General features: G+C 67.8%; 30 protein-coding genes. 16 read left to right on the top strand and 14 right to left on the bottom strand.

All coding sequences use genetic code 11. The features are described from left to right. Positions 1 to 16 precede the first annotated feature (16 nt). The 6 genes from ACFV15_RS04315 to pknB are packed head-to-tail and all read left to right on the top strand — an operon-like array spanning position 17 to position 7,953. Entirely contained in the window at positions 17 to 484 is a 468-nt protein-coding gene (locus ACFV15_RS04315; RefSeq protein WP_091288903.1) for an FHA domain-containing protein, read from the top strand. Beyond that, positions 481 to 1,863 carry a PP2C family protein-serine/threonine phosphatase gene (locus tag ACFV15_RS04310; protein ID WP_378348692.1) on the top strand — a complete coding sequence of 461 codons (1,383 nt, stop codon included), beginning with the start codon at positions 481 to 483 and terminating at the stop codon, positions 1,861 to 1,863. Before ACFV15_RS04315 ends, ACFV15_RS04310 begins: the two co-directional genes overlap by 4 nt. Continuing rightward, on the top strand, positions 1,863 to 3,317 hold the full coding sequence (locus ACFV15_RS04305; RefSeq protein ID WP_378348691.1) for an FtsW/RodA/SpoVE family cell cycle protein: 1,455 nt from the start codon (positions 1,863 to 1,865) through the stop codon (positions 3,315 to 3,317). Before ACFV15_RS04310 ends, ACFV15_RS04305 begins: the two co-directional genes overlap by 1 nt. Next, positions 3,314 to 4,783, top strand: a complete 1,470-nt coding sequence (locus ACFV15_RS04300; protein WP_378348690.1) for a peptidoglycan D,D-transpeptidase FtsI family protein — start codon at positions 3,314 to 3,316, stop codon at positions 4,781 to 4,783. Before ACFV15_RS04305 ends, ACFV15_RS04300 begins: the two co-directional genes overlap by 4 nt. Before the next feature lie 3 nt (positions 4,784 to 4,786). Beyond that, entirely contained in the window at positions 4,787 to 5,980 is a 1,194-nt protein-coding gene (locus ACFV15_RS04295; protein ID WP_378348689.1) for a serine/threonine-protein kinase, read from the top strand. Continuing rightward, on the top strand, positions 5,977 to 7,953 hold the full coding sequence (pknB, locus tag ACFV15_RS04290; RefSeq protein ID WP_378348688.1) for a Stk1 family PASTA domain-containing Ser/Thr kinase: 1,977 nt from the start codon (positions 5,977 to 5,979) through the stop codon (positions 7,951 to 7,953). The genes ACFV15_RS04295 and pknB overlap by 4 nt, the downstream gene beginning before the upstream one ends. A 63-nt stretch (positions 7,954 to 8,016) precedes the next feature. Here pknB and ACFV15_RS04285 read toward each other — a convergent pair whose 3' ends face one another. From ACFV15_RS04285 to ACFV15_RS04270, 4 genes are read right to left on the bottom strand one after another with little or no spacing between them, the layout of a single operon-like run. Then, the gene (locus ACFV15_RS04285; RefSeq protein WP_378348687.1) at positions 8,017 to 8,253 is read right to left on the bottom strand and encodes a hypothetical protein; all 237 of its coding nucleotides are present in this window, start codon (positions 8,251 to 8,253) and stop codon (positions 8,017 to 8,019) included. A gap of 42 nt (positions 8,254 to 8,295) precedes the next feature. Then, entirely contained in the window at positions 8,296 to 8,946 is a 651-nt protein-coding gene (locus ACFV15_RS04280; protein ID WP_378348686.1) for a hypothetical protein, read from the bottom strand. Then, entirely contained in the window at positions 8,940 to 9,683 is a 744-nt protein-coding gene (locus ACFV15_RS04275) for an ATP-binding cassette domain-containing protein (RefSeq protein WP_378348685.1), read from the bottom strand. Before ACFV15_RS04275 ends, ACFV15_RS04280 begins: the two co-directional genes overlap by 7 nt. Next, entirely contained in the window at positions 9,680 to 10,321 is a 642-nt protein-coding gene (locus ACFV15_RS04270; protein WP_378348684.1) for an aminodeoxychorismate/anthranilate synthase component II, read from the bottom strand. The genes ACFV15_RS04275 and ACFV15_RS04270 overlap by 4 nt, the downstream gene beginning before the upstream one ends. A 111-nt stretch (positions 10,322 to 10,432) precedes the next feature. Between ACFV15_RS04270 and ACFV15_RS04265 the strand changes: the two genes are divergently transcribed. Beyond that, on the top strand, positions 10,433 to 11,752 hold the full coding sequence (locus tag ACFV15_RS04265; protein WP_378348807.1) for an FAD-dependent oxidoreductase: 1,320 nt from the start codon (positions 10,433 to 10,435) through the stop codon (positions 11,750 to 11,752). On the opposite strand, the gene ACFV15_RS04260 is transcribed toward ACFV15_RS04265, so the two are convergent. Together ACFV15_RS04260 and ACFV15_RS04255 are read right to left on the bottom strand one after the other, a co-directional pair. Further along, a complete protein-coding gene (locus ACFV15_RS04260; RefSeq protein WP_378348683.1) occupies positions 11,741 to 12,388 on the bottom strand; it encodes a response regulator in 648 nt (215 codons plus the stop codon). The genes ACFV15_RS04265 and ACFV15_RS04260 overlap by 12 nt on opposite strands. Further along, entirely contained in the window at positions 12,334 to 14,088 is a 1,755-nt protein-coding gene (locus ACFV15_RS04255) for a sensor histidine kinase (RefSeq protein ID WP_378348682.1), read from the bottom strand. Before ACFV15_RS04255 ends, ACFV15_RS04260 begins: the two co-directional genes overlap by 55 nt. Positions 14,089 to 14,220: 132 nt before the next feature. On the opposite strand from ACFV15_RS04255, the gene ACFV15_RS04250 reads away from it, so the two are divergent. The 3 genes from ACFV15_RS04250 to ACFV15_RS04240 all read left to right on the top strand — a co-directional run bounded on the left by ACFV15_RS04250 (position 14,221) and on the right by ACFV15_RS04240 (position 16,163). Continuing rightward, positions 14,221 to 14,901 carry an ABC transporter ATP-binding protein gene (locus ACFV15_RS04250; protein WP_378348681.1) on the top strand — a complete coding sequence of 227 codons (681 nt, stop codon included), beginning with the start codon at positions 14,221 to 14,223 and terminating at the stop codon, positions 14,899 to 14,901. After that, positions 14,901 to 15,626, top strand: coding sequence for an ABC transporter permease (locus ACFV15_RS04245; RefSeq protein WP_378348680.1), 726 nt, complete (start codon positions 14,901 to 14,903; stop codon positions 15,624 to 15,626). Before ACFV15_RS04250 ends, ACFV15_RS04245 begins: the two co-directional genes overlap by 1 nt. 144 nt (positions 15,627 to 15,770) lie before the next feature. Further along, a complete protein-coding gene (locus tag ACFV15_RS04240; RefSeq protein ID WP_091288890.1) occupies positions 15,771 to 16,163 on the top strand; it encodes an SCO5389 family protein in 393 nt (130 codons plus the stop codon). Here ACFV15_RS04240 and ACFV15_RS04235 read toward each other — a convergent pair. From ACFV15_RS04235 to ACFV15_RS04225, 3 genes are read right to left on the bottom strand one after another with little or no spacing between them, the layout of a single operon-like run. Next, complete coding sequence (locus tag ACFV15_RS04235) at positions 16,132 to 17,121, bottom strand: LLM class flavin-dependent oxidoreductase (protein ID WP_378348679.1); 990 nt, start codon at positions 17,119 to 17,121, stop codon at positions 16,132 to 16,134. The genes ACFV15_RS04240 and ACFV15_RS04235 overlap by 32 nt on opposite strands. Beyond that, positions 17,118 to 17,273 carry a hypothetical protein gene (locus ACFV15_RS04230; RefSeq protein ID WP_091288888.1) on the bottom strand — a complete coding sequence of 52 codons (156 nt, stop codon included), beginning with the start codon at positions 17,271 to 17,273 and terminating at the stop codon, positions 17,118 to 17,120. Before ACFV15_RS04230 ends, ACFV15_RS04235 begins: the two co-directional genes overlap by 4 nt. Beyond that, positions 17,273 to 18,166: a class E sortase gene (locus tag ACFV15_RS04225; protein ID WP_378348678.1), complete on the bottom strand. Its 894-nt coding sequence runs from the start codon at positions 18,164 to 18,166 to the stop codon at positions 17,273 to 17,275. The genes ACFV15_RS04230 and ACFV15_RS04225 overlap by 1 nt, the downstream gene beginning before the upstream one ends. 203 nt (positions 18,167 to 18,369) lie before the next feature. On the opposite strand from ACFV15_RS04225, the gene crgA reads away from it, so the two are divergent. Next, positions 18,370 to 18,636: a cell division protein CrgA gene (gene crgA / locus ACFV15_RS04220; RefSeq protein ID WP_378348677.1), complete on the top strand. Its 267-nt coding sequence runs from the start codon at positions 18,370 to 18,372 to the stop codon at positions 18,634 to 18,636. Between the two features lie 84 nt (positions 18,637 to 18,720). After that, positions 18,721 to 19,137 (top strand): PH domain-containing protein, encoded by a 417-nt coding sequence (locus ACFV15_RS04215; protein WP_378348676.1) that lies wholly within the window; start codon positions 18,721 to 18,723, stop codon positions 19,135 to 19,137. Here the strand turns inward: ACFV15_RS04215 and ACFV15_RS04210 are convergent. Both ACFV15_RS04210 and ACFV15_RS04205 read right to left on the bottom strand, forming a co-directional pair. Next, positions 19,123 to 20,082 (bottom strand): rhomboid family intramembrane serine protease, encoded by a 960-nt coding sequence (locus ACFV15_RS04210; protein ID WP_378348675.1) that lies wholly within the window; start codon positions 20,080 to 20,082, stop codon positions 19,123 to 19,125. The genes ACFV15_RS04215 and ACFV15_RS04210 overlap by 15 nt on opposite strands. Before the next feature lie 51 nt (positions 20,083 to 20,133). After that, positions 20,134 to 20,664: a peptidylprolyl isomerase gene (locus ACFV15_RS04205; protein ID WP_378348674.1), complete on the bottom strand. Its 531-nt coding sequence runs from the start codon at positions 20,662 to 20,664 to the stop codon at positions 20,134 to 20,136. 100 nt (positions 20,665 to 20,764) lie between these two features. Here ACFV15_RS04205 and ACFV15_RS04200 point away from each other — a divergent pair, with 100 nt between their 5' ends. Next, on the top strand, positions 20,765 to 21,394 hold the full coding sequence (locus ACFV15_RS04200) for a hypothetical protein (protein ID WP_378348673.1): 630 nt from the start codon (positions 20,765 to 20,767) through the stop codon (positions 21,392 to 21,394). Positions 21,395 to 21,454: 60 nt separating this feature from the next. Here the strand turns inward: ACFV15_RS04200 and ACFV15_RS04195 are convergent, their stop codons facing one another. Both ACFV15_RS04195 and ACFV15_RS04190 read right to left on the bottom strand, forming a co-directional pair. Further along, a complete protein-coding gene (locus ACFV15_RS04195) occupies positions 21,455 to 21,907 on the bottom strand; it encodes a DUF6918 family protein (RefSeq protein WP_378348672.1) in 453 nt (150 codons plus the stop codon). A gap of 92 nt (positions 21,908 to 21,999) precedes the next feature. Continuing rightward, a complete protein-coding gene (locus ACFV15_RS04190) occupies positions 22,000 to 22,533 on the bottom strand; it encodes a DUF2020 domain-containing protein (protein WP_378348671.1) in 534 nt (177 codons plus the stop codon). Between the two features lie 270 nt (positions 22,534 to 22,803). On the opposite strand from ACFV15_RS04190, the gene ACFV15_RS04185 reads away from it, so the two are divergent. The 3 genes from ACFV15_RS04185 to ACFV15_RS04175 all read left to right on the top strand — a co-directional run bounded on the left by ACFV15_RS04185 (position 22,804) and on the right by ACFV15_RS04175 (position 24,470). Further along, the gene (locus ACFV15_RS04185; RefSeq protein WP_378348670.1) at positions 22,804 to 23,217 is read left to right on the top strand and encodes a DoxX family protein; all 414 of its coding nucleotides are present in this window, start codon (positions 22,804 to 22,806) and stop codon (positions 23,215 to 23,217) included. 64 nt (positions 23,218 to 23,281) lie between these two features. Continuing rightward, positions 23,282 to 23,842: a hypothetical protein gene (locus ACFV15_RS04180; protein WP_378348669.1), complete on the top strand. Its 561-nt coding sequence runs from the start codon at positions 23,282 to 23,284 to the stop codon at positions 23,840 to 23,842. Further along, on the top strand, positions 23,832 to 24,470 hold the full coding sequence (locus ACFV15_RS04175; RefSeq protein ID WP_378348668.1) for a pyridoxal 5'-phosphate synthase: 639 nt from the start codon (positions 23,832 to 23,834) through the stop codon (positions 24,468 to 24,470). Before ACFV15_RS04180 ends, ACFV15_RS04175 begins: the two co-directional genes overlap by 11 nt. On the opposite strand, the gene ACFV15_RS04170 is transcribed toward ACFV15_RS04175, so the two are convergent. Further along, a complete protein-coding gene (locus ACFV15_RS04170; protein ID WP_378348667.1) occupies positions 24,467 to 24,607 on the bottom strand; it encodes a hypothetical protein in 141 nt (46 codons plus the stop codon). The genes ACFV15_RS04175 and ACFV15_RS04170 overlap by 4 nt on opposite strands. Positions 24,608 to 24,611 lie beyond the last annotated feature (4 nt).

The raw sequence follows: 24,611 nt of genomic DNA, 5'->3' as shown, positions 1-24,611 counted from the left end.
GGAGCGGACACAACACGTGCCAGAGCTTGTCGTTCAACTGACCAGAGCAGGTTTTCTCGTGCTGCTCTGGCTGTTCGTGTTCGCCGCGCTCCGAGTCGTCCGCTCGGACCTGTACGCGGCCTCCGGGCTCCGCGTCGCGATCCCGTCGTTCGGCCGGAAGAAGAAGGCGGAGAAGAGACCACGCGGCGGGAAGTCGCCGCAGCAGCTCATCGTCACGCACGGCGCGCTGTCCGGGACCAGGATCGCGCTGGACGGCAGGCCGATCCTGATCGGCCGCGCCGACGACTCGACACTGGTGCTCGACGACGACTACGCGTCGACCCGCCACGCCAGGATTTCCCTGCGTGGCGAGGACTGGTACGTGGAAGATCTAGGCTCGACGAACGGCACGTACCTCGACCGGGCTAAGGTCACTGCACCCCTCCGAGTCCCACTCGGCGTCCCCATCCGAATCGGCAAGACGGTGATCGAGCTTCGCCCATGACTCTCGTACTCCGCTACGCGGCCCGCAGCGACCGTGGCCTGGTTCGTTCCAGCAACCAGGACTCGGTGTACGCGGGTCCGCGCCTGCTCGCACTCGCCGACGGCATGGGCGGTCACGCCGCCGGTGAAGTCGCCAGCAAGGTCGTCATCGCCTCACTCGCGCCGCTCGACGACGACGAGCCGGGCGATGACCTGCTCGCCCAGCTCCGTGAAGCCGTCGGTAACGGCAACGGGGCCATCGCCGAGCTCGTCTCCCAGGACCCCGACCTCGAAGGCATGGGGACCACGCTCACCGCGGTGCTGTTCTCCGGCTCCAGGCTCGGCATGGTCCACGTCGGTGACTCGCGCGCCTATCTGCTGCGCAACGGCCAGTTCTCGCAGATCACCCGTGACGACAGTTTCGTCAACGAGCTGCTGGAGCAGGGCCGGATCACGCCGGAAGAGGCCGCTGTCCACCCCCAGCGCTCGCTGCTGCTCAAGGCGCTCACCGGGCATGAGGTCGAGCCGACGCTCACTGTGCGCGAGGCGCGGGCTGGCGACCGCTACCTGATCTGCTCCGATGGCCTGTCCGGCATGGTCAGCGACGAGACGCTCGCCGACGCGATGCTCATCCGCGACCCGCAGGACTGCGCGGACCGGATGATCGAGCTCGCGCTGCGCGGCGGCGGCACCGACAACGTCACGGTGATCATCGCCGACGTGGTCGACGTCGACTTCGGCGACGATCATCCGATCGTGGGAGGCGCTGCCGGTGACGGCAGCGACGAACGCCCGCAGGCGGACTCGCCCGCGGCCAGGGCACGCGCGCTCACGCAGCCGCCGCCCCAGCCCCGCCCCGAGCTCCCGCAGCCGCAAGAGGACCCGAAGGCCAAACGCCGGAAGCGATTTCGCTGGCTGGTAGGCGGGATCGTGGTGCTCATCGTGCTCGCGGCCGCCGCGATCACCACCCGGTATTTCGTGCTCAGCCAGTACTACGTCGGCGAAGGCGCCAACGACGAGGTCGTCATCTTCCGCGGTGTGCCCGGCAGCATCCTCGGCATCGACCTGCAGACGCAGGAGCAGGGTTCGTGCCAGATCCAGGCCTGTGAGCCGCTGCGGCTGTCCAGCCTGCAGGAGGACGCGCGGGTCGCGATCAAGAACGGCGTGAAGAAGGACAGCCTCGACGAGGCCCGCCGCTACATCGACGACTTCCTGCGCTCCAACAAGGTGCTCACCCCGCCGCCCTGCCCCACCAACACTTCGCCGCCGCCGTCGTCTTCGTCGCAGCAACCGAGCGGCACCCCGACGACCACTTCTTCGGCCCCGTCCGGCACGGAACAGCCGAGGAGGGACTGCCAGGCGACCTCATCGACATCCGTGTCGCCAGGAGGCGGTAACTGATGGGTCCGCAACTGGCAGACCCGGCAGCGGGGGCGTTCACCACCAATCCTCAGCGTGAACTCCCGACGAGGCGAGGCACCGAACTGGTGTTGCTCGCCTTCGCGGCGTTCATCGTCACGGTGGCTTTCGTGCTGGTCGAGGCCAACCAGGACCATCAGCTCACGGCCGCCGTGTTCTGGTACGGGCTCTCGTACCTGACCGTCTTCGGTGTCGCGCACGGCGCGGTGCGCCGCTGGGCGCCGTACGCGGATCCGCTGATCCTGCCGTGCGTCGCGCTGCTCAACGGCATGGGCCTGGTGATGATCTACCGGATCGACCTGGCGTCGGCCGAGCGGGCGATCCAGAACGGGAAGGCGTTCTCGCCGGACGCGCCCAAGCAGATCCTGTGGACGGTCATCGCGCTGGCGTTGTTCCTCGCCGTGCTGATCATCGTCAAGGACCACCGCACGCTGACCCGCTACGGCTACACGGCAGGGCTGATCGGGATCATCGCGCTGGCGCTTCCCGCCGTGTTGCCGAAGAGCCTGTCCGAGGTCAACGGCGCGAAGGTGTGGATCAAGCTCGGCTTCATGTCGATCCAGCCAGGTGAGTTCGCGAAGATCCTCTTGATGGTCTTCTTCGCCGCGTTCCTGGTGTCCAAACGCGACTTGTTCATGGTGGCGGGCAAGAAGTTCCTCGGCGTCGAACTGCCGCGAGCCCGTGACCTCGGCCCGATCCTGATCGCCGCGGGCGCCTGCATCGGCGTGCTGGTGTTCGAAAAAGACCTCGGCACGTCGCTGCTGTTCTTCGGTGTCGTGCTGGTGATGCTCTACGTCGCGACCGAGCGCGTGATCTGGGTCGTGCTGGGCGTGAGCATGTTCCTCGGCGGCTGCATCATCGCGTACAACCTGTTCACGCACGTCCAGCAGCGCGTCGCCAACTGGATGGACCCGCTGGCCACCTACGACGACCCCGGCGGCGGTTACCAGATCGCGCAGGGCCTGTTCGGGCTCGGCACCGGCGGCGTCGGCGGCACCGGGCTCGGCGCTGGGCGGCCGGACATGGTCCCCGAGGCGAGCACCGACTTCATCACCGCGGCGATCGGCGAGGAGCTCGGCTTCATCGGCCTCGCCGCGATCCTGATGGTGTACCTGCTGCTCGCGATGCGCGGCATGCGCAGCGCGCTGGCCGTCCGTGACACCTTCGGCAAGCTGCTCGGCGGCGGGCTCTCGTTCGCCATCGTGATGCAGATCTTCGTGGTCGTCGGCGGGGTCACCAAGCTGATCCCGATGACGGGCATCACCGCGCCGTTCCTCTCGCGGGGCGGCTCTTCGCTGCTGGCGAACTACGTACTCGTGGCACTGCTGCTGCGGATCTCCGACGCCGCACGCAGGCCGGCGGCGCGGCCCAAGCCCCAGCAGCCCCAGGCTCCGCTGGCCGAGGCACACACGGTGATGGTGGAGCGACCCAAGTGAACACACCTCTGCGCAAGGTAGGCGTCGCCATGCTCGTCATGGTGCTCCTGCTGCTGGGCAACGCCACCTACATCCAGGTCGTGAAGGCGGACGACTACCGCACCGACTCCCGCAACGCGCGCGTGCTGCTCGACGAGTACGCCCGCCAGCGCGGTCAGATCGTCGCGCAGGTCGGCGGCAAGATCGTCGCGGGCGTGACCGAGTCGGCCGACAAGTTCCGCTTCACCAGGACCTACGTCGACGGCCCGATGTACGCGCCGGTCACCGGCTACTACTCGGTGCGCTACGGCGCGGGCGGCATGGAGCGTGCCGAGGACGACATCCTCAACGGCTCCGACCCCCGGCTGTTCGTGCGGCGGCTTTCGGACATGATCACCGGCCGCGACCCGCGTGGTGGCAACGTCCGGCTGACCATCGACCCCGCCGTCCAGCAGGCCGCGTACGAGCTGATGATGCAGAAGGGCTACACCGGCTCGGTCGTCGCGATGGAGCCGAAGACCGGCCGCATCCTCGCGATGGTCTCGACCCCGTCGTACGACCCGAACAAGCTGGCCTCACACGACGGCAAGGCGCAGGAGCAGGCCTGGACGTCCTACTCCCAGGACCCCAAGAAGCCGATGCTGAACCGCGCGATCCAGGAGATCTACCCGCCCGGTTCGACGTTCAAGCTGGTCACCGCCGCCGCCGCGCTCGAAGACGGCAACGGCCCGGACACCCCGATCAATTCGGCGCCGAACGTGCAGCTCCCGCAGACGCAGACCACGCTGGAGAACTACGGCGGCGCCGCGTGCGCGGGCACCACGTTCAAGGACGCGCTCGCCCACTCGTGCAACGTCCCGTTCGCGGAGTTCGCAGGCAAGCTCGGCAAGGACAAGCTGACCAAGGTCGCCGCCAACTTCGGCATCGGGCAGAACGACCTGGTCATCCCGACCAAGGTCGCCACCTCGACGCTCGGCAAGCTCGAATCGCAGGCCGCGCTCTACCAGAGCGGCATCGGCCAGCGTGACGTGCTGCTGAGCCCGCTGCAGGACTGCATGCTCTCGGCCACCATCGCCAACGGCGGCATGGCCATGAAGCCGCAGCTCGTGCAGGCGCTGCTGGCGCCGGACACCTCGACGCTGCAGGACATCAACCCGCAGGAGCTGACCGGCACCCCGGCGCTGAGCAACGCCAACGCGAACATCCTGCGCGACATGATGCTCGCGTCGGAGGGCTTCACCAAGGGCGCCGGCAAGCGCAACGACATCCAGATCGCGTCGAAGACGGGCACCGCCGAGCACGGCAACGACCCCAAGAACACCCCGCCGCACGCCTGGTACACCGGGTTCGCGCCCGCCAACGACCCGCAGATCGCCGTCGCGGTCATCGTCGAGTCCGGTGGTAACCGCGGCCTGGAGGCGACCGGCGGCACCGTCGCCGCCGAGATCGGGCGCGCCGCGATCAACGCGAAGCTCGGGGGTGGATAGCGGATGCTGTCCACGGGTCAACTGCTCGCCGAGCGCTACAAGCTGACGCACCGGATCGCCGTCGGCGGGATGGGCGAGGTCTGGCAGGCCAGTGACACCCGGCTGGACCGCACGGTCGCGGTGAAGGTGCTGAAGGCGGAGCTGTCCGGGGACGCCGAGTTCCTGCACCGGTTCCGCACGGAGGCCAGGATGACGGCTTCGCTGAACCATCCGGGTATCGCGGCCGTACACGACTATGGCGAGACCGTCGCCGACGAGCTGTCGATCGCCTACCTGGTGATGGAGCTCGTCGAAGGCGACCCGCTCGCCGGGATTCTGGCGAAACAGGGCCGCATCACCGCGGACGCGACGTTGGACATCCTGGAGCAGGCCGGAAACGCGCTGCAGGCGGCGCACGAGCAAGGCCTGGTGCACCGCGACATCAAGCCGGGCAACATATTGGTCACCAAGAACGGGCAGGTGAAGATCACCGACTTCGGCATCGCCAAGGCCGCCGACGCCGCGCCGGTGACCCGATCCGGCATGGTCATGGGCACCGCCCACTACATCGCGCCGGAGCAGGCGCTCGGCCACGGCGCGGAGCCGGCGAGCGACGTCTACTCGCTGGCGGTGTGCGGCTGGGAATGCCTGACCGGGCACCGGCCGTTCCTGTCGGAGAACGCGGTGACCGTCGCGATGATGCACATCCGCGACATTCCGCCGCCGCTGCCACCGGACGTCCCGCCGCACGCGCGGGCCGTCATCGAGGCCACACTCGTGAAGGACCCGAGGCAGCGGTACAACAACGGCGGCGAGTTCGCGGCCGCCATCGCCGCGGTCAAGGCCGGGCACCCACTGCCGGTTCCCCAGCAGATGCTGAACTCGGGTTACGCACCAGTGCCGTTGCACAACCCGATGGCCCCGATCGGGCCGCCGTCGCATCCCGCGCTGATGCCGGTGCCGCCATCCGGCGGGCTGCCTCAGCAGAGACGAAGTCACACCGGGCTGTGGGTCGCGCTGGTGGTGGTCCTGGTCTTGATCGTGACGGCCGCCGTGCTGGTGATCGTGAAGGTGGCAGGCGGCGGAGACCGGCCACCGGCGAATGAACAACCGGACGTGCGGCCGACCGGGTCGGCCTATGAACCCACACAGCCGGCTGAAGGCCCTCAGGGCATGATGAGCACACCTTGGACGGAATGGAACGGCACGCAGAAATGAGCACACCAAGACTGCTCAGCAACCGGTACGAGCTGGGAGACACGCTCGGTTACGGCGGTATGTCCGAGGTTCACCACGGCCATGACGTGCGGCTGGGCCGCGAAGTGGCGATCAAGATCCTGCGCGCCGATCTGGCGCGCGACCCCCAGTTCCAGGAACGCTTCCGCCGCGAGGCCCAGAACGCCGCCGCGCTCAACCACCCGGCGATCGTCGCCGTCTACGACACCGGCGAGGCGAACACCGAGTTCGGCCCGCTGCCCTACATCGTCATGGAGTACGTCGAAGGCCGGACGCTGCGTGACATCGTCAAGACCGAGGGCCCGATGTCGCAGAAGCGGGCCATGGAGGTCATGGCCGACGTCTGCGCGGCACTCGACTTCTCGCACCGGCACAGCATCGTCCACCGTGACGTCAAGCCCGCCAACGTGATGATCACGAAGAACGGCGCGGTCAAGGTGATGGACTTCGGCATCGCCCGCGCGATGCACGACGGCCAGTCCGCGATGACCCAGACCGCGGCCGTGATCGGCACCGCCCAGTACCTCTCCCCCGAGCAGGCACGCGGCGAGCAGGTCGACGCCCGCTCCGACGTCTACGCCGCGGGCTGCGTGCTCTACGAACTCGTCACCGGGGAGCCCCCGTTCACCGGCGACTCCCCCGTTGCCGTGGCGTACCAGCACGTCCGTGAAGACCCCAAGCCGCCGTCCTCGGTCAACCCGGCGGTCTCGCCGGAACTCGACGCTGTCGTGCTCAAGGCACTGTCGAAGGGCCCGGCCAACCGGTACCAGTCCTCCGCCGAAATGCGGTCCGACCTGGTCCGCACCTTGTCGGGGCAGCGCCCGTCCGCACCGATGGTCATGTCGGAGGACGAGCGCACCCAGGTCATGGACTCGGACCGCCGCCAGTCGCAGCGCTACGACGAGTTCGCCGCGGCCATGGACGAAGAGGACCCGCGCGCGAAGCGCCGCCGCCGCACGATCATCGCGGTCGTGGCCGGTGTCCTCGTCGCAGCCGCGGCCTTGCTGATCATGTGGCTGATGGGCGCGTTCAAGGACACGACCACCGAGGCCCAGATCCCCAACGTCGTCGGGATGACCGAAGCCGAAGCGGGCACTCAGCTGCGCTCCGCGGGTTTCACCTTCGAGCGGATTCCCGTCCCTTGCGGTGCGCAGAGCACCGCCAAGGTCCCCTGCACGACCGAGCAGATCGGCAAGGTCATCGCGATCGATCCGGCGGCGGGCAGCAAGGTGGCGACCACCATCAAGCTCAAGCTGACCGTCGGCGTCGCCCCCGGCAAGGTGGCGGTACCCGACCTGGCGACCAAGACGCGCGCCGAGGCCGAAAACGCACTCGCGGCGCAGGGCCTGACCCTGAACCCCAACGTCGAAGAGGTCGACGTTGACGACCAGACGCAGGCGGGCAAGGTCCAGGAACAGGATCCGGCCGCGGGCAAGCAGGTCGAGCAGGGCACCCAGGTGACCATCAAGATAGGCAAGACCAAGGAACAAAAGCCGGTCACCGACTACACGGGCAAATCCTTCGCCGAGGCCAAGGCCGGTCTCACCGCCGCCGGGTTCAACGTTCAGCGCAAGGACGTCGACTCCGACAAGCCGAAGGACCAGGTCGTCTCGCAGAAGCCGAACGGCGGCAACGTGGCGGTCGGCACCCAGATCGTGCTCGAGGTTTCCAACGGCTCGCAGACCCAGTTCCAGATGCCGAGTCTGGTCGGGATGACGGTGGATCAGGCGAACGCCGAACTGGACAAGCTGCGCAGGTCCGGCTGGGGCGGCAAGATCATCCAGAAGACCAAGGGCACCTTCAACCCGAACGATATCGGCACCGTCGCGTCGACCGACCCGACCGGCGGCTCGACGATCACGCAGAAGCAGGACGTCACGATGACGGTGTACACCAACAACGGCGGTGGTCAGCCGACCACGTCGTCGAAGACGGGCGTGCCCGGCTTTCCCTGATCGGCAGTGAACGAACGAAGGCCCCGCGAGTCACACTCGCGGGGCCTTCGTCGTTTCTCAGGGCTAAGCCTTCTCGGCTCTCATGCTGAGGGAAACCGAGTCGATCTCTCTTCGGTGGCCGAGCCAGTCGAAGACCGAAGTGCACAGTGTCGCGATCGATCCGCTGTTCACGACCACCTCGATCGAGTCGTCGGCCATCGTGACGCCGGGGCGGAGGTCATCCTCGCCTCGCAACCACCCAGCGAGATGGAGGAGTTCGTGACCGGAGCCGGTCAGGCTGATCACCACGGTTCCAGACACCACAGGTCCTCCTCGCGCCAGATGCAATTTGCAGATTGCAGCTTACGCCCGGCGGTAGACCAGAATCCCTACCGCACCGGCACTGAGCAGCAATGCGATCGCCGAGGCGGCGAAGCCGGCGAAGACCGGGCCCGGACCTGGTGGAACGTCGGCCGCCAGCGCGCGGAGCATTGGGTTCACGATGGGAAGCCAGTGGGTCAGCATGACGACGATGAGCGTGATGAGCGCCGCGACCAGTGTCCAGCCGATCCTGCCGACCAGCAGGCGGGAGCAGGGCAGGCCGATCGCGATGCCCGCGCACGCGCAGGCGAGGTGCGCCAGCGCGCCGAGTCCCAGATGGCCGAGGGAAACGTTGCCGAGGTGGCTGGCGAATGCCCAGGTCTCGGAGATCGCGGTGAGCGCCGCGGCGCAGACGAGCACGGTCAAGATCGCGCCTGCCAGCACCGGTGCGAGCTTTCTGGCGTGGCTCAAGGTGATCAGGCGCTGGACGGGATCTTCGACGTCGATGAGCGCGATGGTCAGCCAGCAGGAGACGACAAGCAGTGCGCCCGCACTCACCGCGAACTCGGGCAGAACCGGGGCTTTGCGCTCGGTGTACTGCATGCCGAGCACGCCGAACAGCAGGATCGACGCCGGGATGTAGCGCTGGGAATGGCCCAGCAGAGCCAAGTTGTACCGCGCGACCGCTAGCACTGGATCACCTCTTGGACCGACCAGCCGTCGTTGAGCGCGGCCAGCAGCACCGCGTCGGAACTGGGCGCGTCGACGACCTTCTCGACACGTTCGCCGTTCGGGCCAGACAGGACGATGCGGACCGAAGCCTGACGCCTGGTCTCGGTGGTGAGCTTGCCGTCGATGATGAGGTGGACGTCGTCGGCGTGCTCGTGCACGACGTCAGGGCGGTGGTCGGTGAAGACCACGCTCGCGCCGCGTGCCTTGGTCTCCTCGACGATCTCGCCGAGCACGGTGTGCGCCTCGACGTCCAAACCGGACCACGGCTCGTCCAGGATGAGCAGGTCCGGCTGAGCGAGAATCGCTTGCACCAGGCCGACTTTCTGGGCGTTTCCCTTGGACAGCTGTCGCAGCTGAGTGCTCTTGCCGCCGACCAGCGCGAGGCGGTCGAGCAGCTCGTCCACAAGGGACAGATCGGTGATGCCGCGGATCCGCCCCATGTGCCGCAGGTACGCCCGCGCGCTCATCCGCTGCGCGGCGGGGAACCTGTCAGGGAGATAGCCGACCACGGGACGGCCCTCGATCGTGCCGGTGCTCGGCCGGGAAACACCGGCCATGATCCGGAGCAGTGTCGACTTGCCGGAGCCGTTCGAGCCGCGGATGCCGACGATGCGGCCACGGCCGATTTCGAGGTCGACCCCGTCGAGGACGGGCCTACCCCGTACGTAGCTCTTGCCGACCCCCAGCAGCCGGATCACGCAACGGCGGCCTTCTGCAAGGCCTTGGTCGCGCGCTCTAGCGTTTCCACAGTGGACTCCGAGACCGGGTGGCCTGCCGAGGCCATCCAGTTCGCCAGCATCCGGTGGCCGCCCTCGGTGAGCACCGACTCAGGGTGGAACTGGACGCCTTCGAGCGGCAGCTCGCGGTGACGCATGCCCATGACCACGCCGGACTCGGTGCGCCCGGTGACCTCGAACACAGCGGGGATGGTCTCCGGCAGCACGGTCAGCGAGTGATAGCGAGTGGCGGTGAACTCCTCCGGCAGCCCGGCGAGCACGCCGCGGCCGACGTGGCGGACCTGGCTCGTCTTGCCGTGCAGCAGCTCGGGCGCACGGTCCACAGTGGCGCCGAAGACGACGCCGAGTGCCTGGTGACCGAGGCAGACGCCGAGCATCGGCACCTTCGCCTCGGCGCATTTGCGGATGACGTCCATGCTCTGACCAGCGCGTTCCGGGGTACCGGGGCCGGGCGAGACGAGCACGCCGTCGAACTCGGTGACCTTGTCGAGGTCGACGACGTCATTGCGCCACACAGTGCAGTCGGCACCGAGCTGGGCCAGATACTGGACCAGGTTGTAGACGAAGCTGTCGTAGTTGTCGACCACCAGAACGCGCATGAGGCGAGCTTACCGGGTCCCAGAGCGTGGACCGTGCGCTTTATCACCATGAAAGTTAGGACGACCTAACTTACGTTGGAGGGTGTGACCCGATCTCTTCGTGTAGCCATCGTGGGCGCCGGTCCCGCCGGCATCTACGCAGCCGACATCCTGGACAAGTCCGACGCCGACGTGACGATCGACCTGTATGAGCGCATGCCGGCGCCGTTCGGGCTGATCCGCTACGGGGTCGCGCCCGACCACCCGCGGATCAAGGGCATCGTCAACGCGCTGCACAAGGTGCTCGACCGGCCGAACATCCGGCTGCTCGGCAACATCGACTACGGCACCGACCTCAAGCTCGACGACCTGCGCGAGTTCTACGACGCGGTCATCTTCTCCACCGGCGCCTCGTCCGACCGTGAGCTGGACCTGCCCGGCATCGACCTCGACGGCAGCCACGGCGCGGCCGACTTCGTGTCCTGGTACGACGGGCACCCCGACGTGCCGCGCACCTGGCCGCTGACCGCGACCAGCGTCGCCGTGCTCGGCGTCGGCAACGTGGCGCTGGACGTCGCGCGCATCCTCGCGAAGACCGCGGACGAGCTGCTGAGCACCGACATCCCGCCGAACGTCTACGAAGGACTCAAGGCCAGCCCGGTCACCGACGTGCACGTGTTCGGCCGCCGCGGCCCGGCCCAGGCCAAGTTCACCCCGCTGGAGCTGCGCGAGCTCGACCACTCGCCCAACGTCGAGGTGATCGTGCACGCCGAGGACATGGAGTTCGACGAGGGCAGCATCGCGGCGCTGCGCGCGTCCAAGCAGGTCGACATGATCGTGAAGACGCTGCAGGACTGGGCGATCCGCGACCAGGGCGACCGGCCGAAGCGGCTGCACCTGCACTTCTTCCACTCGCCTGCCGAGGTGCTCGGTGACGACGGCAAGGTCGTCGGACTGCGCACCGAACGCACGGAGTACACCGGCGACGGCAACGTCCGCGGCACCGGCGAGTTCCACGACTGGGACGTCCAGGCCGTGTACCGGGCCGTCGGTTACCTGTCCTCGCACCTGCCGGAAGTTCCGTTCGACCACACCTCCGGGACCGTGCCGAACCAGGCAGGGCGAGTGCTCGACCTCGACGACAACCAGCTGCCGGGCGTTTACGTCACCGGCTGGATCAAGCGCGGCCCGATCGGGCTCATCGGCCACACCAAGGGCGACGCGCTGGAGACCATCACGAGCCTGCTCGCGGACGTCGACACACTGGCGAGCCCGGTCCGGCCCGAGCCCGAAGCGGTCATCGACTTCCTGAACGAGCGCGGCATCCCGTTCACCACCTGGGAGGGCTGGGGCAAGCTGGACGCGCACGAGAAGTCGCTCGGCGAGCCGCAGGGCCGCGAGCGCGTCAAGGTCGTCGAGCGCGACGAGATGCTGCGGGTTTCACGCGCCTAGGTAGGTCAGCACCGCGAGGACTCGGCGGTTGGTGTCGTCCGAGGCGCTGATGCCGAGCTTGGCGAAGATGTTGGCCGTGTGCTTGGCGACCGCGCCTTCGCTGAAGAACAGGCGTGACGCGATGGCCGCGTTGGAACAGCCTTCGGCCATGAGCCCCAGCACCTCGCGCTCGCGCGGGGTCAGCGAACCCAGCGGGTCGGTGCTGTTGCCCGCGACCAGCTTCGCGATGACCTCCGGGTCCATCACGGTGCCGCCGGAGGCCACGCGGCGGACGGCGTCGATGAACTGGTCGGCGTTGAACACGCGGTCCTTGAGCAGGTAGCCGATCGCGCCGGTGCCATCCGCGAGCAGCTCGCGCGCGTAGAGCTGCTCGACGTGCTGGGAAAGCACGAGAATCGGCAGCGCGGGGATCTCGCGGCGGACGGCGAGCGCGACCTGCAGGCCCTCGTCGGTGTTGGTCGGCGGCATGCGGACGTCGACGATCGAAATGTCCGGGCGGTGTTCCAGCAACGCCGTGTGCAGCTCGGGTCCGGTGGCGACGGCCGCGACGACGTCGAAGCCGTGCGCGGTCAGCAGGTGGGTCAGTCCGTCTCGGAGCAGGTACTGGTCCTCGGCGATGACGGTTCGAGCTGACACGGAATCTCCAGTCTCACCGCGGTCGGGCCGCCAGGCGGGCTTTCGACGGTCAACTTACCGTCGAAAGCACCCAGCCGACGCTCGATTCCCCGCAGTCCGGAGCCACGCGCGGGATTGGCACCACCGCGGCCGGAGTCCGTCACCGCGACGATCAGCCTGCCGCGCTCGAAGCCCAGCGAGACCGTCGCGCGCTCCGCCTGGCCATGCTTGACGGCGTTGCCCAGCAGCTCGCTCACCGCGAAGTAGGCGCAGGCCTCGACCGGCGGCTCGGCGCGTCCTGGCAGCTCGACGCTCACCTCCACGCGCAGCGGGCTGTCCAGCGCCAACGCCCGCACGGCGTCGCCGAGTCCGCGTTCGGTCAGCACCGGCGGGTGCACCCCGCGCACCAGATCACGCAGCTCGGTGAGCGTGTCCGATGAGTTCCGCCGCAGCTCGGCCGCCATTTCCTTGGCCTTCTCCGGGTCGCGGTCGATCAGCGCCTCCAACGCGCCGAGCTTCATCCCCATGGCGACGAGCCGAGACTGGACGCCGTCGTGCAGATCGCGCTCGATCCGGCGTAGCTCGGCGGCTTGCGCGGCACTGGCGTCGGTGCGCGTGCGCTCAAGGCGTTCGACCCGCAAGGCGAGCCGGGACGCCTCCGTCGGCCCGAGCAGCAGCCGTGCGAAACGGGCGACCGCGCGGGCGAGCCACGGCGGCGAGCAGGCGAACCCCAGCCCTGTGAGCACGAACGGCAGCACGATCCGCGCCCAGACGGGGAAGGCCGGGTCGAACGGCGGCCACCAGGCCACGGTGACGAAGGCGAACGGCGCGGCCACCGCCGCCAGCGAGACCAGCGGTATCAGCACACCCGCCGCGAGATCACGCCAAGTCGCCCTGTCGCGCTGCACCCAGACCATGCGGTTGACCAGCGCCGGCCACCACGGCGACTCGTAGAGCTGCTTTCCCAGCTGGTACAGCCCATCCGGGCGGGCGACCGGGAACCGCGGCTCCGGCAGGTACGGGACCTCGATCTCGACGCCGCTCCACTTGCCGGTGGCGTCGCGCAGCATGTTGACGAACTTGCGGTACGCCACCGTGGTCCCGGCGCCTATCGGCGTGATGATCGTGCAGAGCACGCAAAGCCCGAAAAGGAACTGAAGAATCGAGACGGCTAAGAAGCCCATCAGGTGTCCAAAGGCTTCGCCGTGCCTGTTAAGCCAGCGCAGTCCTTGGAACGTGGTTGTGCGGCTGAGCCGACCGTGCAGCCAGCGGCCGTACGCGCGCACCGCGACGGGGCCGGTGAAGAGCGTGGCGAGCGGCAAAAGCAGGCCGACAAACGGGTTCAACACCAGCCACATGCCATCGCGGAACGTGGCAGGGTCCTCGAAGACCCACTCGATCCGGCGATTCACCCGGACCCACTTCGATGTCCGGTAGAGCGAGTTGCCTTCGCGGTACCAGCCGTCGGCCTCGCGTTCTGGCTCCGGAGGTTCGGGCTTGTACGGGATGGGCAGCTCGACGCCGGTCAGCTCGGCGGCGACCCGGCGCATCCGGTTCACGTGGCGCCTGCTGTATTCGATGACCGGCGGGGCGAACCAGATGAGCACGCCCGTGCAGATGAAGACCAGCGCGATCAGCACGCACGCCAGCGGGATCAACCCCACGAGCGCGAGTCCGGCCAGCACGAAGCCGCGCCGGAGTGCGATCAGGTAGCGGGTCACCGCTGAATTCTTGCCCGGCGGGGCACTCGGGCGCAGTAGGCGCAGGTTCAGATTCGGGGTGGGCCTAGGTCCACCCCCGTCGGGGAGACAAGCGGATTCCAAGAGAAACGCCTGGTCAATAGCGTTTTCCCCATGCCAATCGTCGAAGTCAAGAACCTCCGCAAGAGCTACTCGGGCACTGTCGCCGTGGATGACGTCTCGTTCCACGTGGAACCAGGCGAGATCTTCGGGATCCTCGGCACGAACGGTGCGGGCAAGACGACGACCGTCGAATGCCTGCTCGGCCTCCGCCACCCCGACGCCGGGTCGATCTCCGTGCCAGCCAAGGAAAAAATCGGCGCCCAGCTGCAGGAAGCCAAGCTGCCCGAGAAGCTCAAGGTCCGTGAAGCACTCGAGCTGTACGCGTCGTTTTATCGACAACCCGCCGATCCGGTGGCCTTGCTGGACCAGCTCGGCCTGACCGACCTCGCCGAGCGGAAGTTCGGCAAGCTCTCCGGCGGCCAGAAGCAGCGCGTGTCGATCGCGCTGGCGCTCATCGGCGATCCGGAGATCGCGGTACTCGACGAGCTCACCACCGGACTCGACCCGCACGCCCGCCGCGACATCTGGAAGGTCATCGAAGGCGTGCGCGAGCGCGGCGTGACGATCCTGCTGGTCAGCCACTTCATGGACGAGGCGCAGCGCCTCTGTGACCGCGTCGCCGTGTTCGACAACGGCCGCGTCGTCGCCACCGGCACCCCGGCTGGCCTGATGGCCGCCGCCGGCGAAACCACTCTTGACGACGCGTTCGTCGCACTGACCGGGAGGAACTGATGTCCGCGCTCACGAAACTCACCGCCACCGAAGCGAAACTGGCGCTGCGCGCCCCGCTCTACACGGCGTTCGGCCTGTTCTTCCCCGCCGTACTGCTGCTCGCGATCGGCGCGATCCCCGGCATGCGCGCGGTGGAGAACGGCCGCCGCTTCATCGATGGCTGGGCGCCGTCGATGATCGTGGTCGCGCTCGCCATGCTCGGCCTGCAGGCGATCCCGGCCGCCGTCGCGACCTACCGTGAAACCGGGGTGTTGCGCCGGATGGCGACCACTCCGGTGCATCCGGCGTATCTGCTGATCGCGCAGCTCGTGGTGCACGTGACGACCGCGCTGCTCGGGATCGGGCTGCTGATCGTGGCAGGCGCGGCGGTCTTCGACATCCCCGGCCCGCGTCATCCGCTCGGCTTCCTGCTCGCGCTCGTGCTCGGCACGGTTTCGGTGTTCAGCCTGGGACTGCTCTCGGCCGCGCTCGCGAAGACGGCCAAGACCGCGAGCGGGATCGCGATGCTCGCGTTCATCCCGATCATGTTCTTCGGCGGCGTCTACGTGCCGAGGCAGTTCCTGCCGGAGGTCATCCAGCGGATCGGCGCCTACCTGCCGCCGGGTATCCAGGCGCTCGAAGAGTCATGGACCGGTGCCGGCGCGCAGCCACTCCAGCTGGTGGCGCTGGCGGGTGCGGCCATCGGCACCGCGGCACTCGCCGCGAAGGTCTTCCGCTGGGAGTAATGACATCCGCCAAAGTGGTGATGATCATCGTTTTCTCTTGTGGGTGTGCCAGCCACCGAGTAGCCAGGTAGTTGCCCACCCGTCGCCCGCCACCACCCTCAACGGAGGCGCTGCGCGCCGCGGTTTTTCGATCATGGAGGTTCGATGTCGCTGGATGTTTCCCCCGCCCTGCTGGAAAAAGCCGAGCGTGGCGAAGTGGACGACGCGGAGTTCGTCGCCTGTGTGCAGGAATCGCTGCCCTACGCCTGGGAGGTGATCACCACGGTGATCGCGGACCTGAAGGGTTCCTCCGAAGGCTTCGCGGACCACGAGACCCCACCGCCGAGCGAGGCCGAGCGTGGTCAGCTACTGCGCGCGCTGGCTTCGGACGCCATCCGCGGCGGACTCGAACGGCACTTCGGCGTGAAGCTCGCGTTCCAGAACTGCCACCGCGTCGGCGCGTTCCGGCTGGCCGAGGTGGACAGCGATCGCTACCGCGCGTTCATCTCCGCCCGTGGTCAGCTGCTCAACCAGAGCCCGGAACTGCGGGACTGTTAGCCCGTAAGAACGGCAAGACCTGAGCGCCGATGCGCTCGATGTTCTCCACCGTTCCGGCCGTCGTGCCGGTGGCTTCCACCATCATGATCACGTGGGAGACACCGGTACGGCGGATCCCCTCTTCGAGCCGCGCGATGCAGTAGTCCTGGCTGCCGACCGGGTGGATCCGGCACAGCTTTTCCGTGTACTCCCAAGGATCGCGCCTGGTACGCGCCCTGCCGTCGACGGTCACGTGCGCCGCCAGCCCGATGTCCAGCCAGCCCGGCAGCCTCGCGCGGACGATCTCGCCCGCGTCTTCGCCGACCTGGCACAGCACGGTCGACACGTGCCCGTCCGGCGAACCGTGTTCGGCCACCAGCGCGGCCTTCTCCTCGTCGTCACGGTCCAGCCCGAGCAGCATCGGCAGGCCACGCTCGGCGGCCAGCCTCGGCGAACCGGCGACGAGCACCGGCGGCCGCTCGCGGCGGTCCGGTTCGGGCACCATCGGCACCGGCCGGAACGAGAAATGCTCGCCCCGCGCTTCGACCTCGCCACCCCGCATCGCGCGCAGCAGCAGGTCGAGCGCCTCCTCGAAACCACGCTCGTAGCGATCCAGCCCGGTGCCGAACACCTCGAGGTCCTGCCACGGCCCGCCGCGGCCGACGCCGAGCCGGAACCGGCCGCCGGACACCGCGTCCAGCGTCGACCACTGCTCGGCCAGCGCCACCGGATGGGTCACCGACAGCACGCTCACCGCGGTGCCGATGACGATCCGCCTGGTCCGGCCGAGTGCGTGCGCCGCCAGCGTCACCGCGGACGGGCACACCCCGTACGGCATGAAGTGGTGCTCGGCCAGCCAGACGTCGTCGAAGCCCGCGCGCTCGGCGGCCTCGATCGCCGCCACCGTCCGGCGCAGGACCTCGGCGTCCTTCTGACCGGGGAACCGGCCGCTGATCAGGAAGACGCCGAAGCGCCTCACTGAACCGAGACGTCGTTGAACGGCAGCAGCGGCTCGGCCCACGGGAAGACGACGAAGAACAGCAGCGCCACCACTCCGGCGATGAGCACGGCGGCCAGCGCGGCCTTCACAGCCACGTTTCCTGGCAGAACCCGCCAGATCCAGGCGTACATCAGCGCGTCTCCCCGGCGGTCTTGAGCTTCTCGGTCAGCTCGGCGATGGTGCCGACTTCGGTCTTCGCAACCTGGCGGGTCAGCACTGAGTGGATGATGAGCCGCTCCCGCGCCGAGAACTGCGGGTGGCAGGTGGTCAGCGTGAGCAATGAAACCTGGCCGGCGGCGGGCAGGATGTCCTTCGGCCGATACGGCACCGGGTTGGTGGCGTCACCGCGGTTCGGCGCGACGACCTTGCGGCCGACCGTCTTGCCGTACGCGCCACCGTCGGCCTGGTTCGGGTCGCGGAGGGTGGACACCCCTCGGCAGTCCGGCTGCTGGCCCTTGCCGGTCTCCCAGCCCTTCTGCTCGTCTTCGTACGGCAGCACCTTGTAGACGTAGAAGTCGGTGTGCGTCTCGATGATGATCGCCGAGCAGGAGTGCAGCTCGTCCAGATCGTTGAACGGCGCGCCCTTGCCGACCCGGTGCCCGGCGACCGCGAAGTTGCCAGGTTCACCCGGAAGCGGGGTGCCGGTGTAGTGCCCGGGGCCGACCACGAGGGATTTCTCGGTGGTCCCCTCCTGGATCGTGAAGTGGTAGTCGGCGCCGAACTCGGGGATGTACATCCGCGCGAACGCCTGGCCCTCGACGAGGTCGGGGTGCAGCGTGCGGTCGTTCTTCCACTCGTCGTCGAGGACGGTGTTGGCGTCGGCCTGCTTGTTCGCCGAGAAGATGTCGGTGATGTAGAGCTCGTAGACGACGAACAGCAGCACCACCAGACCAGCGGTTATGAGGATCTCGCCGATCGTGCGGACGGCGGTCGCACCGCCACCGGGCCTGCGACCCGCGGTCGCGACGGCTCCAGCCGAGTCCGGGCCCTCGTAGTCCCGGTCTCCGTCATCTCGCGTAGGCACGCACAGCTCCTCTCAGGCACCGCCATGAACCCTCTGTGACTCGATTGTCACAGTGCGGGAAATCAACCGATCGTCCCCGGTGCTCTAACGCGGTCATTTACGTTAACGTGTGCACGTGGCGCTGGTTGCGCACCCGACGGTGCACCCACAAGCATGCGGGTCATCGCCACCAGCCGAGACGATCACCACGCGAGGATTGACCCATGCCGAAGTCCAAGGTCCGCAAGAAGACGGCGTACACCCCGCCCGCCGACCGGCGTACGCCGGTGAAGATCAAGGCAGCCGGGCCGTCGCACCCCCTCTACCTGATCGTGATGTTCGGGCTGATGGTGATCGGGCTGGTCTGGCTCGTGCTGAACTACATCGCCGGACCCAAGATCCCGTTCCTGACCGAGCTCGGCAACTGGAACTTCGCGATCGGGTTCGCGCTCATCATCGCCGGGCTGTTCATGACCATGAAGTGGCGCTGACCCGTACCGGTCACAGTTACCCCGAATGGCGGCTTGACGCCGAATTACATCGGTGTGACTCCATCCCCATTGTGGACAACCCCTGTGGATAACTCACCGGCCAGCTGGGCTCCGGCCCCTGCGGTACTCGCCGCGGAATGGCTGATCACCGCATTGGCCGCGGTCGGCACCATCGCGATCGCGGTCGGCGGTGACCCACGTGGTGCGGTCCTTTTCGGGCTCGTCACGCTGGTCGCCGGGGCGTTCGCACTGCACTCCACCCTCGTCAGGCCGCGACTGAGCGCCGACAGCCGGGGCATCAGGGCCAAGACGCTCACGGGCTCTGTTCTGCTGCCCTGGGGCATCACGCGGGTGCGGCTGCGCACCACCAGGCGGCTCGGGCGCGATGGCGTGACGCTGGAAATCGAAGCCGAGGACCGGCTGCTGGTGTTCGGCAGGATGGACCTCGGCGAGGACCCGCGTGACGTCTTGGACGTGCTCTCGGCGCTACGAGCTGGCTGAGCAGACGTAGTGGTCGCCCGTCGGCGCCACCCCGCAGGTCTGGTCGCCCAGCCTGGCGTTGCCGATGGCGAACAGGCCGATAAGCGCGACCGTGACCAGTACGGTCATGCCCGCTTGCCAAGCGGCCCTGCTCTTCTCAGGCGCGTAGACCATCGCGGCCATCACGATCGCGCCCGCGACCAGGCCGCCGAGGTGGGCGAACAGTGAAATACCCGGGATCGACACGCTCAGCACGAGGTTCACGCCGATGATCACCAGCGCGGACGTCGGGTTGAGCTTCAGCCGGAGCAGCGCGATGAGGATCGCGCCGAGCAGGCCGTAGATGGCCCCGGAGGCGCCGACGACGGGCCGGTCGGGCGCGAAGAGCACCACGGCGACCGAACCGCCGAAGAGCGAGACCAGGTAGGCGACCGTGTAGCGGACCGGCCCCATCGCGCGCTCGAGATCGCGGCCGAGCATCCACAGCGAGAGCATGTTGACCGCGATGTGCAGCAGGCCGTCATGCAGGAAACCGCTGGTGAACAGCCGCCAGTACTCGCCCTCGTGCGCGACGAGCACGGAATCGAGCCAGCCGCCGGTCCCGATCTTGGAACCGCCGTTGTTGTTGGTCATGCTGCCGGACTGGACCACGGTCAGCAGGAAGACGAGCACGTTGAGCGCGATCAGGACCGGCGTGACGACGATGCGTCTCGGCATCCTGGCGCCGGTCACCGTGCGCTGGCCGTAGCCTGCGGCTTCGTACTGCTTGCGCTGGTCTTTGTCGACGCGCTGACCGGATTGCACACAGTCGACACATTGGAAGCCGACGGCGGCCTCACGGAGGCAGTCCGGGCAGGCCGGACGGCCACAGCGGACACAACTGAGACCGGTCTGTCGCTTGGGATGCCACCAGCAGCCAGGCAGCGCGGCAGACTCCGGAATCTGGGGATACGGGGGCTGGCTCACGATACGAACCAACCTACCCGTAATCCCGTGATCACCGCGTGATGCTCACGATCAGCGGGTGATGCTGACCTTCTCGATCACGACGTCCTCGAGCGGCTTGTCGCCGGGACCGGTCGCGGTGCGGCCGATGGCGTCCACGACGGCCTGCGAGGCTTCGTCGACGACCTCACCGAAGATGGTGTGCTTGAAGTTCAGGTGCGGCGTCTTCGCGACGGTGATGAAGAACTGCGAGCCGTTGGTGCCGGGCCCGGCGTTCGCCATGGCCAGCAGGTACGGCTTGCTGAACTGCAGCTCCGGGTGGAACTCGTCGGCGAAGCGGTAGCCGGGGCCGCCGCGGCCGGTGCCGGTGGGGTCACCGCCCTGCAGCATGAAGCCGTCGATCACCCGGTGGAAGATCGAACCGTCGTAGAACGGGCCCGCCGAGCCGCCGGTGGCGTTCTCGGTCGAGTACTCCTTGGTTCCCTCCGCCAGACCGACGAAATTCTCGACAGTCTTCGGCGCGTGGTTTGGGAACAGGTTCAGGTGGATATCACCCTTGTTGGTGTGCAGGGTGGCCTTCAACGAGTCAGTCACGCGCTTCATGGTGCCATCTGCGGCGAAATCCGGGGGAAAGGGGCACGATAGGTTGAGGACAACAGACAGACAACACAACGAATACCCAACGGATGATGAGGTGAAGGCCATGGCTCGGGCCGCGGATTCGGTGAGTGAGTCGGTGAAGACCGGCCTGCTCGGCCTGCGTGAAAAAGCCATCGAGGCTGGTAAGGCAGGTGCCGAGGCCATCGCGCCGGTCGTCGAGGCCGCCGCCGAAGAGGCCAGCGTGCGTGGTCGCAAGGCACGCAAGCAGCTCGCGAGCAAGACCAAGAAGACCCGCAAGGAGCTCAAGCGCAGCTCGGCGGCCGCCCGCAAGGAGGCGATCGCGCGTCTCGCCGAGATGCGCAAGCCGGGCCGCAAGGCCAAGAAGGCCGCGATCAAGGCTGCCAAGGCCGCCGGCGAGTCGAAGCGTCGTGGCAAGAAGGACTTCAAGAGCGCGAAGAAGGACTTCAAGGCCGCGCTGATCGAGGCCAAGACCGCTGCCAAGGGTGGGCGCAGGCGCCGCCGCTGGCCGTGGGTGCTCGGCCTGGGCGTCGTCGCCGCCGGTACGGCCTACGTCCTGAAGTCGAAGCAGGAGCCCCCGGTGGCCCCCGCTCCGCCGCAGGCTCCGAAGCCCGCTCCCCCGGCCGCGAAGCCCGCTCCGCCGAAGCCGGCCACCCCGCCGTCTCAGCGGAACGGTCAGCAGACGGAGACCAAGTCTGGCGCGGAGAAGAAGTAGCTCAAGACACGAAAAGGCCCGGGAGTCGAACTCCCGGGCCTTTCGTTTTGCTCAATCAGTTCACGCGGTGGCGGCGTGCTTGTCGACCAGCTGGCCGACGCGCGGGAGCGCCTCTTCCACGTTCTTCTTCGCGCCGCCGCGAAGCTTCTTGTAGACGGACTTGATGCTGTCGCGGCTGCTGCGCTCGGCGCGCGCGTCCGTGACGGTCAGCAGCGCGTCCGAAGCCTCGTCGGAGCGGCCGGCCAGGTAGGCACCGAAGTCGCCACCACCCTGGGCCTTGAACGCGGCGTAGAACGGCTCGAGCGACTGCGAGAAGTCGTCCAGCAGGCTGTCGACGGCCGAGGGGATGATGCCCGGCTTGATCTTCTTGATCGCGGCGAAACCGGTCTTGACGACGGCGCCGGAGACACCGCCCTTGTCCGAGACTTCCTGGTCGATCAGGGTCTCGAAGTCGCTCACGACCTGCGGGCGACGAGCGGAGTCGAGCAGGATTTCCTTCAAGGTGTCAGCCACGAAACGTTCCTTCTTGATAAATCGAAGTACACGGGGGAGGAGGCACAGGTTAGTACAAGATCAACTTCACTCTTACGTGTGGAGGCCACTACTTACAGCTTCAGGCTGCCGATAGCCTGCACGGCCACCGTACGCGCCTTGACGCTTTGCTTCTGATTCGTGGTCACCACAATGGCGGACCCCTGCTTCCAAACGGCGTACACGGCACCACTGTCAGTAGACAGGTAGCCGCCGTTCCAGCCGGCGGGCTCACTCGCGGGATTACTCGTGGCAACCGGCGCCGCCTGGTCGACCAGCGCCCGTGCCACCGCGGTATCGCCCGTGTAGACCCGCACGGTCAGCTGGAGCTTGCCGCTCAGCGCGTAAAAGAAGCAGGTCGGATATGGTTTGTCCGCCGATACCCGGATTTTCGACACCTGCTGCCCGTTGGCCTGCGCGACGAAGGACTTTTCGAGGAACGGACACGGACCGTCAGCTGACGGCTTCGGCTCCGGCGGGATTTCCGGGGCCGCCGAAGCCGGCGGCGCGGGGCTCGAAGACGTCGCCGGCGCGGTCTCGGCGGGCGTGCTCGGCGAACAGCCCGCGGTCATCGCGGCGGCCGCGGCGAGAAGGAAGAGGCGTCGCATAGGGCGGGAGTAGACCACGACTGGCCGACGCGCAGGCGACGTGACGCGCGACACTCCACCGGAGTCGCCGCCTCTCGGCCGTCAGCGCACCAAAGGGCCGCTCACCAGCGCGAATCCCCCAATGCGACGTCGTGGCCTTTAACAGACACACGAAGCAAGGTGCGGGTTGGTTCACCAACCGGCGAGTATCGGATCAATCACACAAAGTGTCGAGCTGTGATGTTCACCACTTTTACCCTGTTGGTTCCTTCACCCTGCATGGAGGCAACAGTGAAACTCTTCGACCAAGGGCGTGAGCACGTCATTGGCCTCTTCAGAATCGTTTTGGGCTTCCTCTTCTTCATCCACGGCGCCGCGAAGCTCTTTGGCATCTTCGGCGCGAAAGCGGCCGCCGAGGCCTTCGCCTGGCCTGGCTGGTGGGCGTCGCTGATCCAGTTCGTCGGTGGCGGGCTGGTGCTGCTCGGCATCGGCACGAGGGGCGCCGCGATCATCTGCTCGGGTTCGATGGCGTACGCGTACTTCACCGCGCACCAGCCGGTGAACCTGCTGCCGATCGCGAACGGCGGTGAGCTGGCGGCGGTCTTCTGCTGGGGGTTCCTGCTGATCGCGTTCCTCGGCAACGGCAAGTGGGCACTCGAGGGCGTGCTCAAGCGGCATCCGGAGAGGGTTGAAACCGCGCATTAGGCCGGTTCGGGGTGGGCACGCGTGCGACGATGAGCCGAGATTCGAGTCGGCGAGGAGGACACGCGTGCTCACCCCGGAGCAGTACCTCGGTGCGGTGGCCGAGCGTATCCAGCGCACCGGCGGACGGCTCAACACCGTGCAGATCGGGCCTGCCGTCGCCGTCGTCGGGCTCTTCACCGAGTCGGTGATGCTGTCGACGATGAACTACTGCGTGGTGGCCGCCGCGGTGCCGGAGGTCAGTGCCGCCGCGCTCTACGACTTCACCGGCCGCGCCACCCAGCACGCCCGCGCGAACGTGCTGGGCACGGTCGGCTGGACGGCGGCGTCGGTGGTGATCGCCGGGCTGGTCAGCCCCCGCGTGTACCCGGACGCGGCGCAGGCGGCGATGGCGAAGTCGAGTAACCAGTTCGGCGGTGAGACGCGGATGGTCGCCGTCGACACCAGCGCCGGCGCGATGTACGCGTTCGTCGGCGGGAAGTTCTGGGGTGCGGCCGTGCAGGGATCGGTCAACGCCAGGCTCACCTTCTGCTTCCCGCAACCCGCCGAGGTCTATCAGCAGCTCCAGTGGCAGCAACAACAACCTGGTTGGCAGGGTCAGCCACCCCAGCGTCCACATGGCTACTGACGTGTTCCGCTGGCCGTCCTTTCCGGACGAGTTGCCGGGGTTCGATACCGAAACCGCGCTCGAGAAGCCGCACACCCTCTTCTTGGACTGGGTCGCCGAAGCGGGCGAGCACGTGCTGGCCCCGCACGCGGTCACATTGTCCACAGTGGACGAAGACGGGCCCGACGCGCGCGTGGTCGTGCTGCGCGGGGTCGACGACGACGGCTGGGCGTTCTCGACCAGCTTGGACAGCCCGAAAGCCGGTCAGCTGGAACGGGATCCGCGAGCGGCGCTCACGTTCTTCTGGCCGGGCCGCGGCCGTCAGGTCCGGTTGCGCGGCCGGGTCACACGGGCATCGGAAGACGCCAGCGCCGACGACTTCGACAACCGCTCGCCACTGTCCAAGGCCGAAGTGCTGCTCGGCCATCAGTCGGAAGTGCTGGAGAGCCACGACGAACTCGTCCGCGCGGGCGCGGAGGTCGAGCGAGCGCTACGCGAAAGCCCGGAGCTGCGTCCGGTTTCCTGGCAGCGCTACATGTTCGTGCCGACCGTCGTGGAGTTCTGGCAAGGCGCGATCGACCGGCGCCATGTCCGGCTGCGATACCGGCTCGAAGACGGCCGTTGGGTTCGTGAGCTGCTCTGGCCTTAGCCGCGTAGCGCGGCGACCTCGGCGTCGACGACCGAGCGCATCCAGCCGGACGCGGCGAGCACGTCGGCCGTTGATGCAGCCTGCATCACCCCGTCGAGGCCCTGCCGATGCGCCCACCAGGCACGCAGCTTGTCCATCTCG

This window comes from Amycolatopsis sp. NPDC059657 (assembly GCF_042734395.1).
Lineage (GTDB): Bacteria > Actinomycetota > Actinomycetes > Mycobacteriales > Pseudonocardiaceae > Amycolatopsis.
Note: the sequence above shows the minus strand (reverse complement) of the source record. Positions and strands in the feature narration are given on the sequence as shown.

What these genes read in the sequence shown, in the direction of transcription:
- ACFV15_RS04175 (WP_378348668.1), top strand. Translation starts at nt 23,832, where the DNA reads ATGGCTACTGACGTGTTCCGCTGGCCGTCCTTTCCGGACGAGTTGCCG.
- ACFV15_RS04250 (WP_378348681.1), top strand. Translation starts at nt 14,221, where the DNA reads ATGCCAATCGTCGAAGTCAAGAACCTCCGCAAGAGCTACTCGGGCACT.
- crgA (WP_378348677.1), top strand. Translation starts at nt 18,370, where the DNA reads ATGCCGAAGTCCAAGGTCCGCAAGAAGACGGCGTACACCCCGCCCGCC.
- pknB (WP_378348688.1), top strand. Translation starts at nt 5,977, where the DNA reads ATGAGCACACCAAGACTGCTCAGCAACCGGTACGAGCTGGGAGACACG.
- ACFV15_RS04245 (WP_378348680.1), top strand. Translation starts at nt 14,901, where the DNA reads ATGTCCGCGCTCACGAAACTCACCGCCACCGAAGCGAAACTGGCGCTG.
- ACFV15_RS04240 (WP_091288890.1), top strand. Translation starts at nt 15,771, where the DNA reads ATGTCGCTGGATGTTTCCCCCGCCCTGCTGGAAAAAGCCGAGCGTGGC.
- ACFV15_RS04295 (WP_378348689.1), top strand. Translation starts at nt 4,787, where the DNA reads ATGCTGTCCACGGGTCAACTGCTCGCCGAGCGCTACAAGCTGACGCAC.
- ACFV15_RS04190 (WP_378348671.1), bottom strand. Translation starts at nt 22,533, where the DNA reads ATGCGACGCCTCTTCCTTCTCGCCGCGGCCGCCGCGATGACCGCGGGC.
- ACFV15_RS04310 (WP_378348692.1), top strand. Translation starts at nt 481, where the DNA reads ATGACTCTCGTACTCCGCTACGCGGCCCGCAGCGACCGTGGCCTGGTT.
- ACFV15_RS04270 (WP_378348684.1), bottom strand. Translation starts at nt 10,321, where the DNA reads ATGCGCGTTCTGGTGGTCGACAACTACGACAGCTTCGTCTACAACCTG.
- ACFV15_RS04170 (WP_378348667.1), bottom strand. Translation starts at nt 24,607, where the DNA reads ATGGACAAGCTGCGTGCCTGGTGGGCGCATCGGCAGGGCCTCGACGGG.
- ACFV15_RS04230 (WP_091288888.1), bottom strand. Translation starts at nt 17,273, where the DNA reads ATGTACGCCTGGATCTGGCGGGTTCTGCCAGGAAACGTGGCTGTGAAG.
- ACFV15_RS04205 (WP_378348674.1), bottom strand. Translation starts at nt 20,664, where the DNA reads ATGAAGCGCGTGACTGACTCGTTGAAGGCCACCCTGCACACCAACAAG.
- ACFV15_RS04305 (WP_378348691.1), top strand. Translation starts at nt 1,863, where the DNA reads ATGGGTCCGCAACTGGCAGACCCGGCAGCGGGGGCGTTCACCACCAAT.
- ACFV15_RS04200 (WP_378348673.1), top strand. Translation starts at nt 20,765, where the DNA reads ATGGCTCGGGCCGCGGATTCGGTGAGTGAGTCGGTGAAGACCGGCCTG.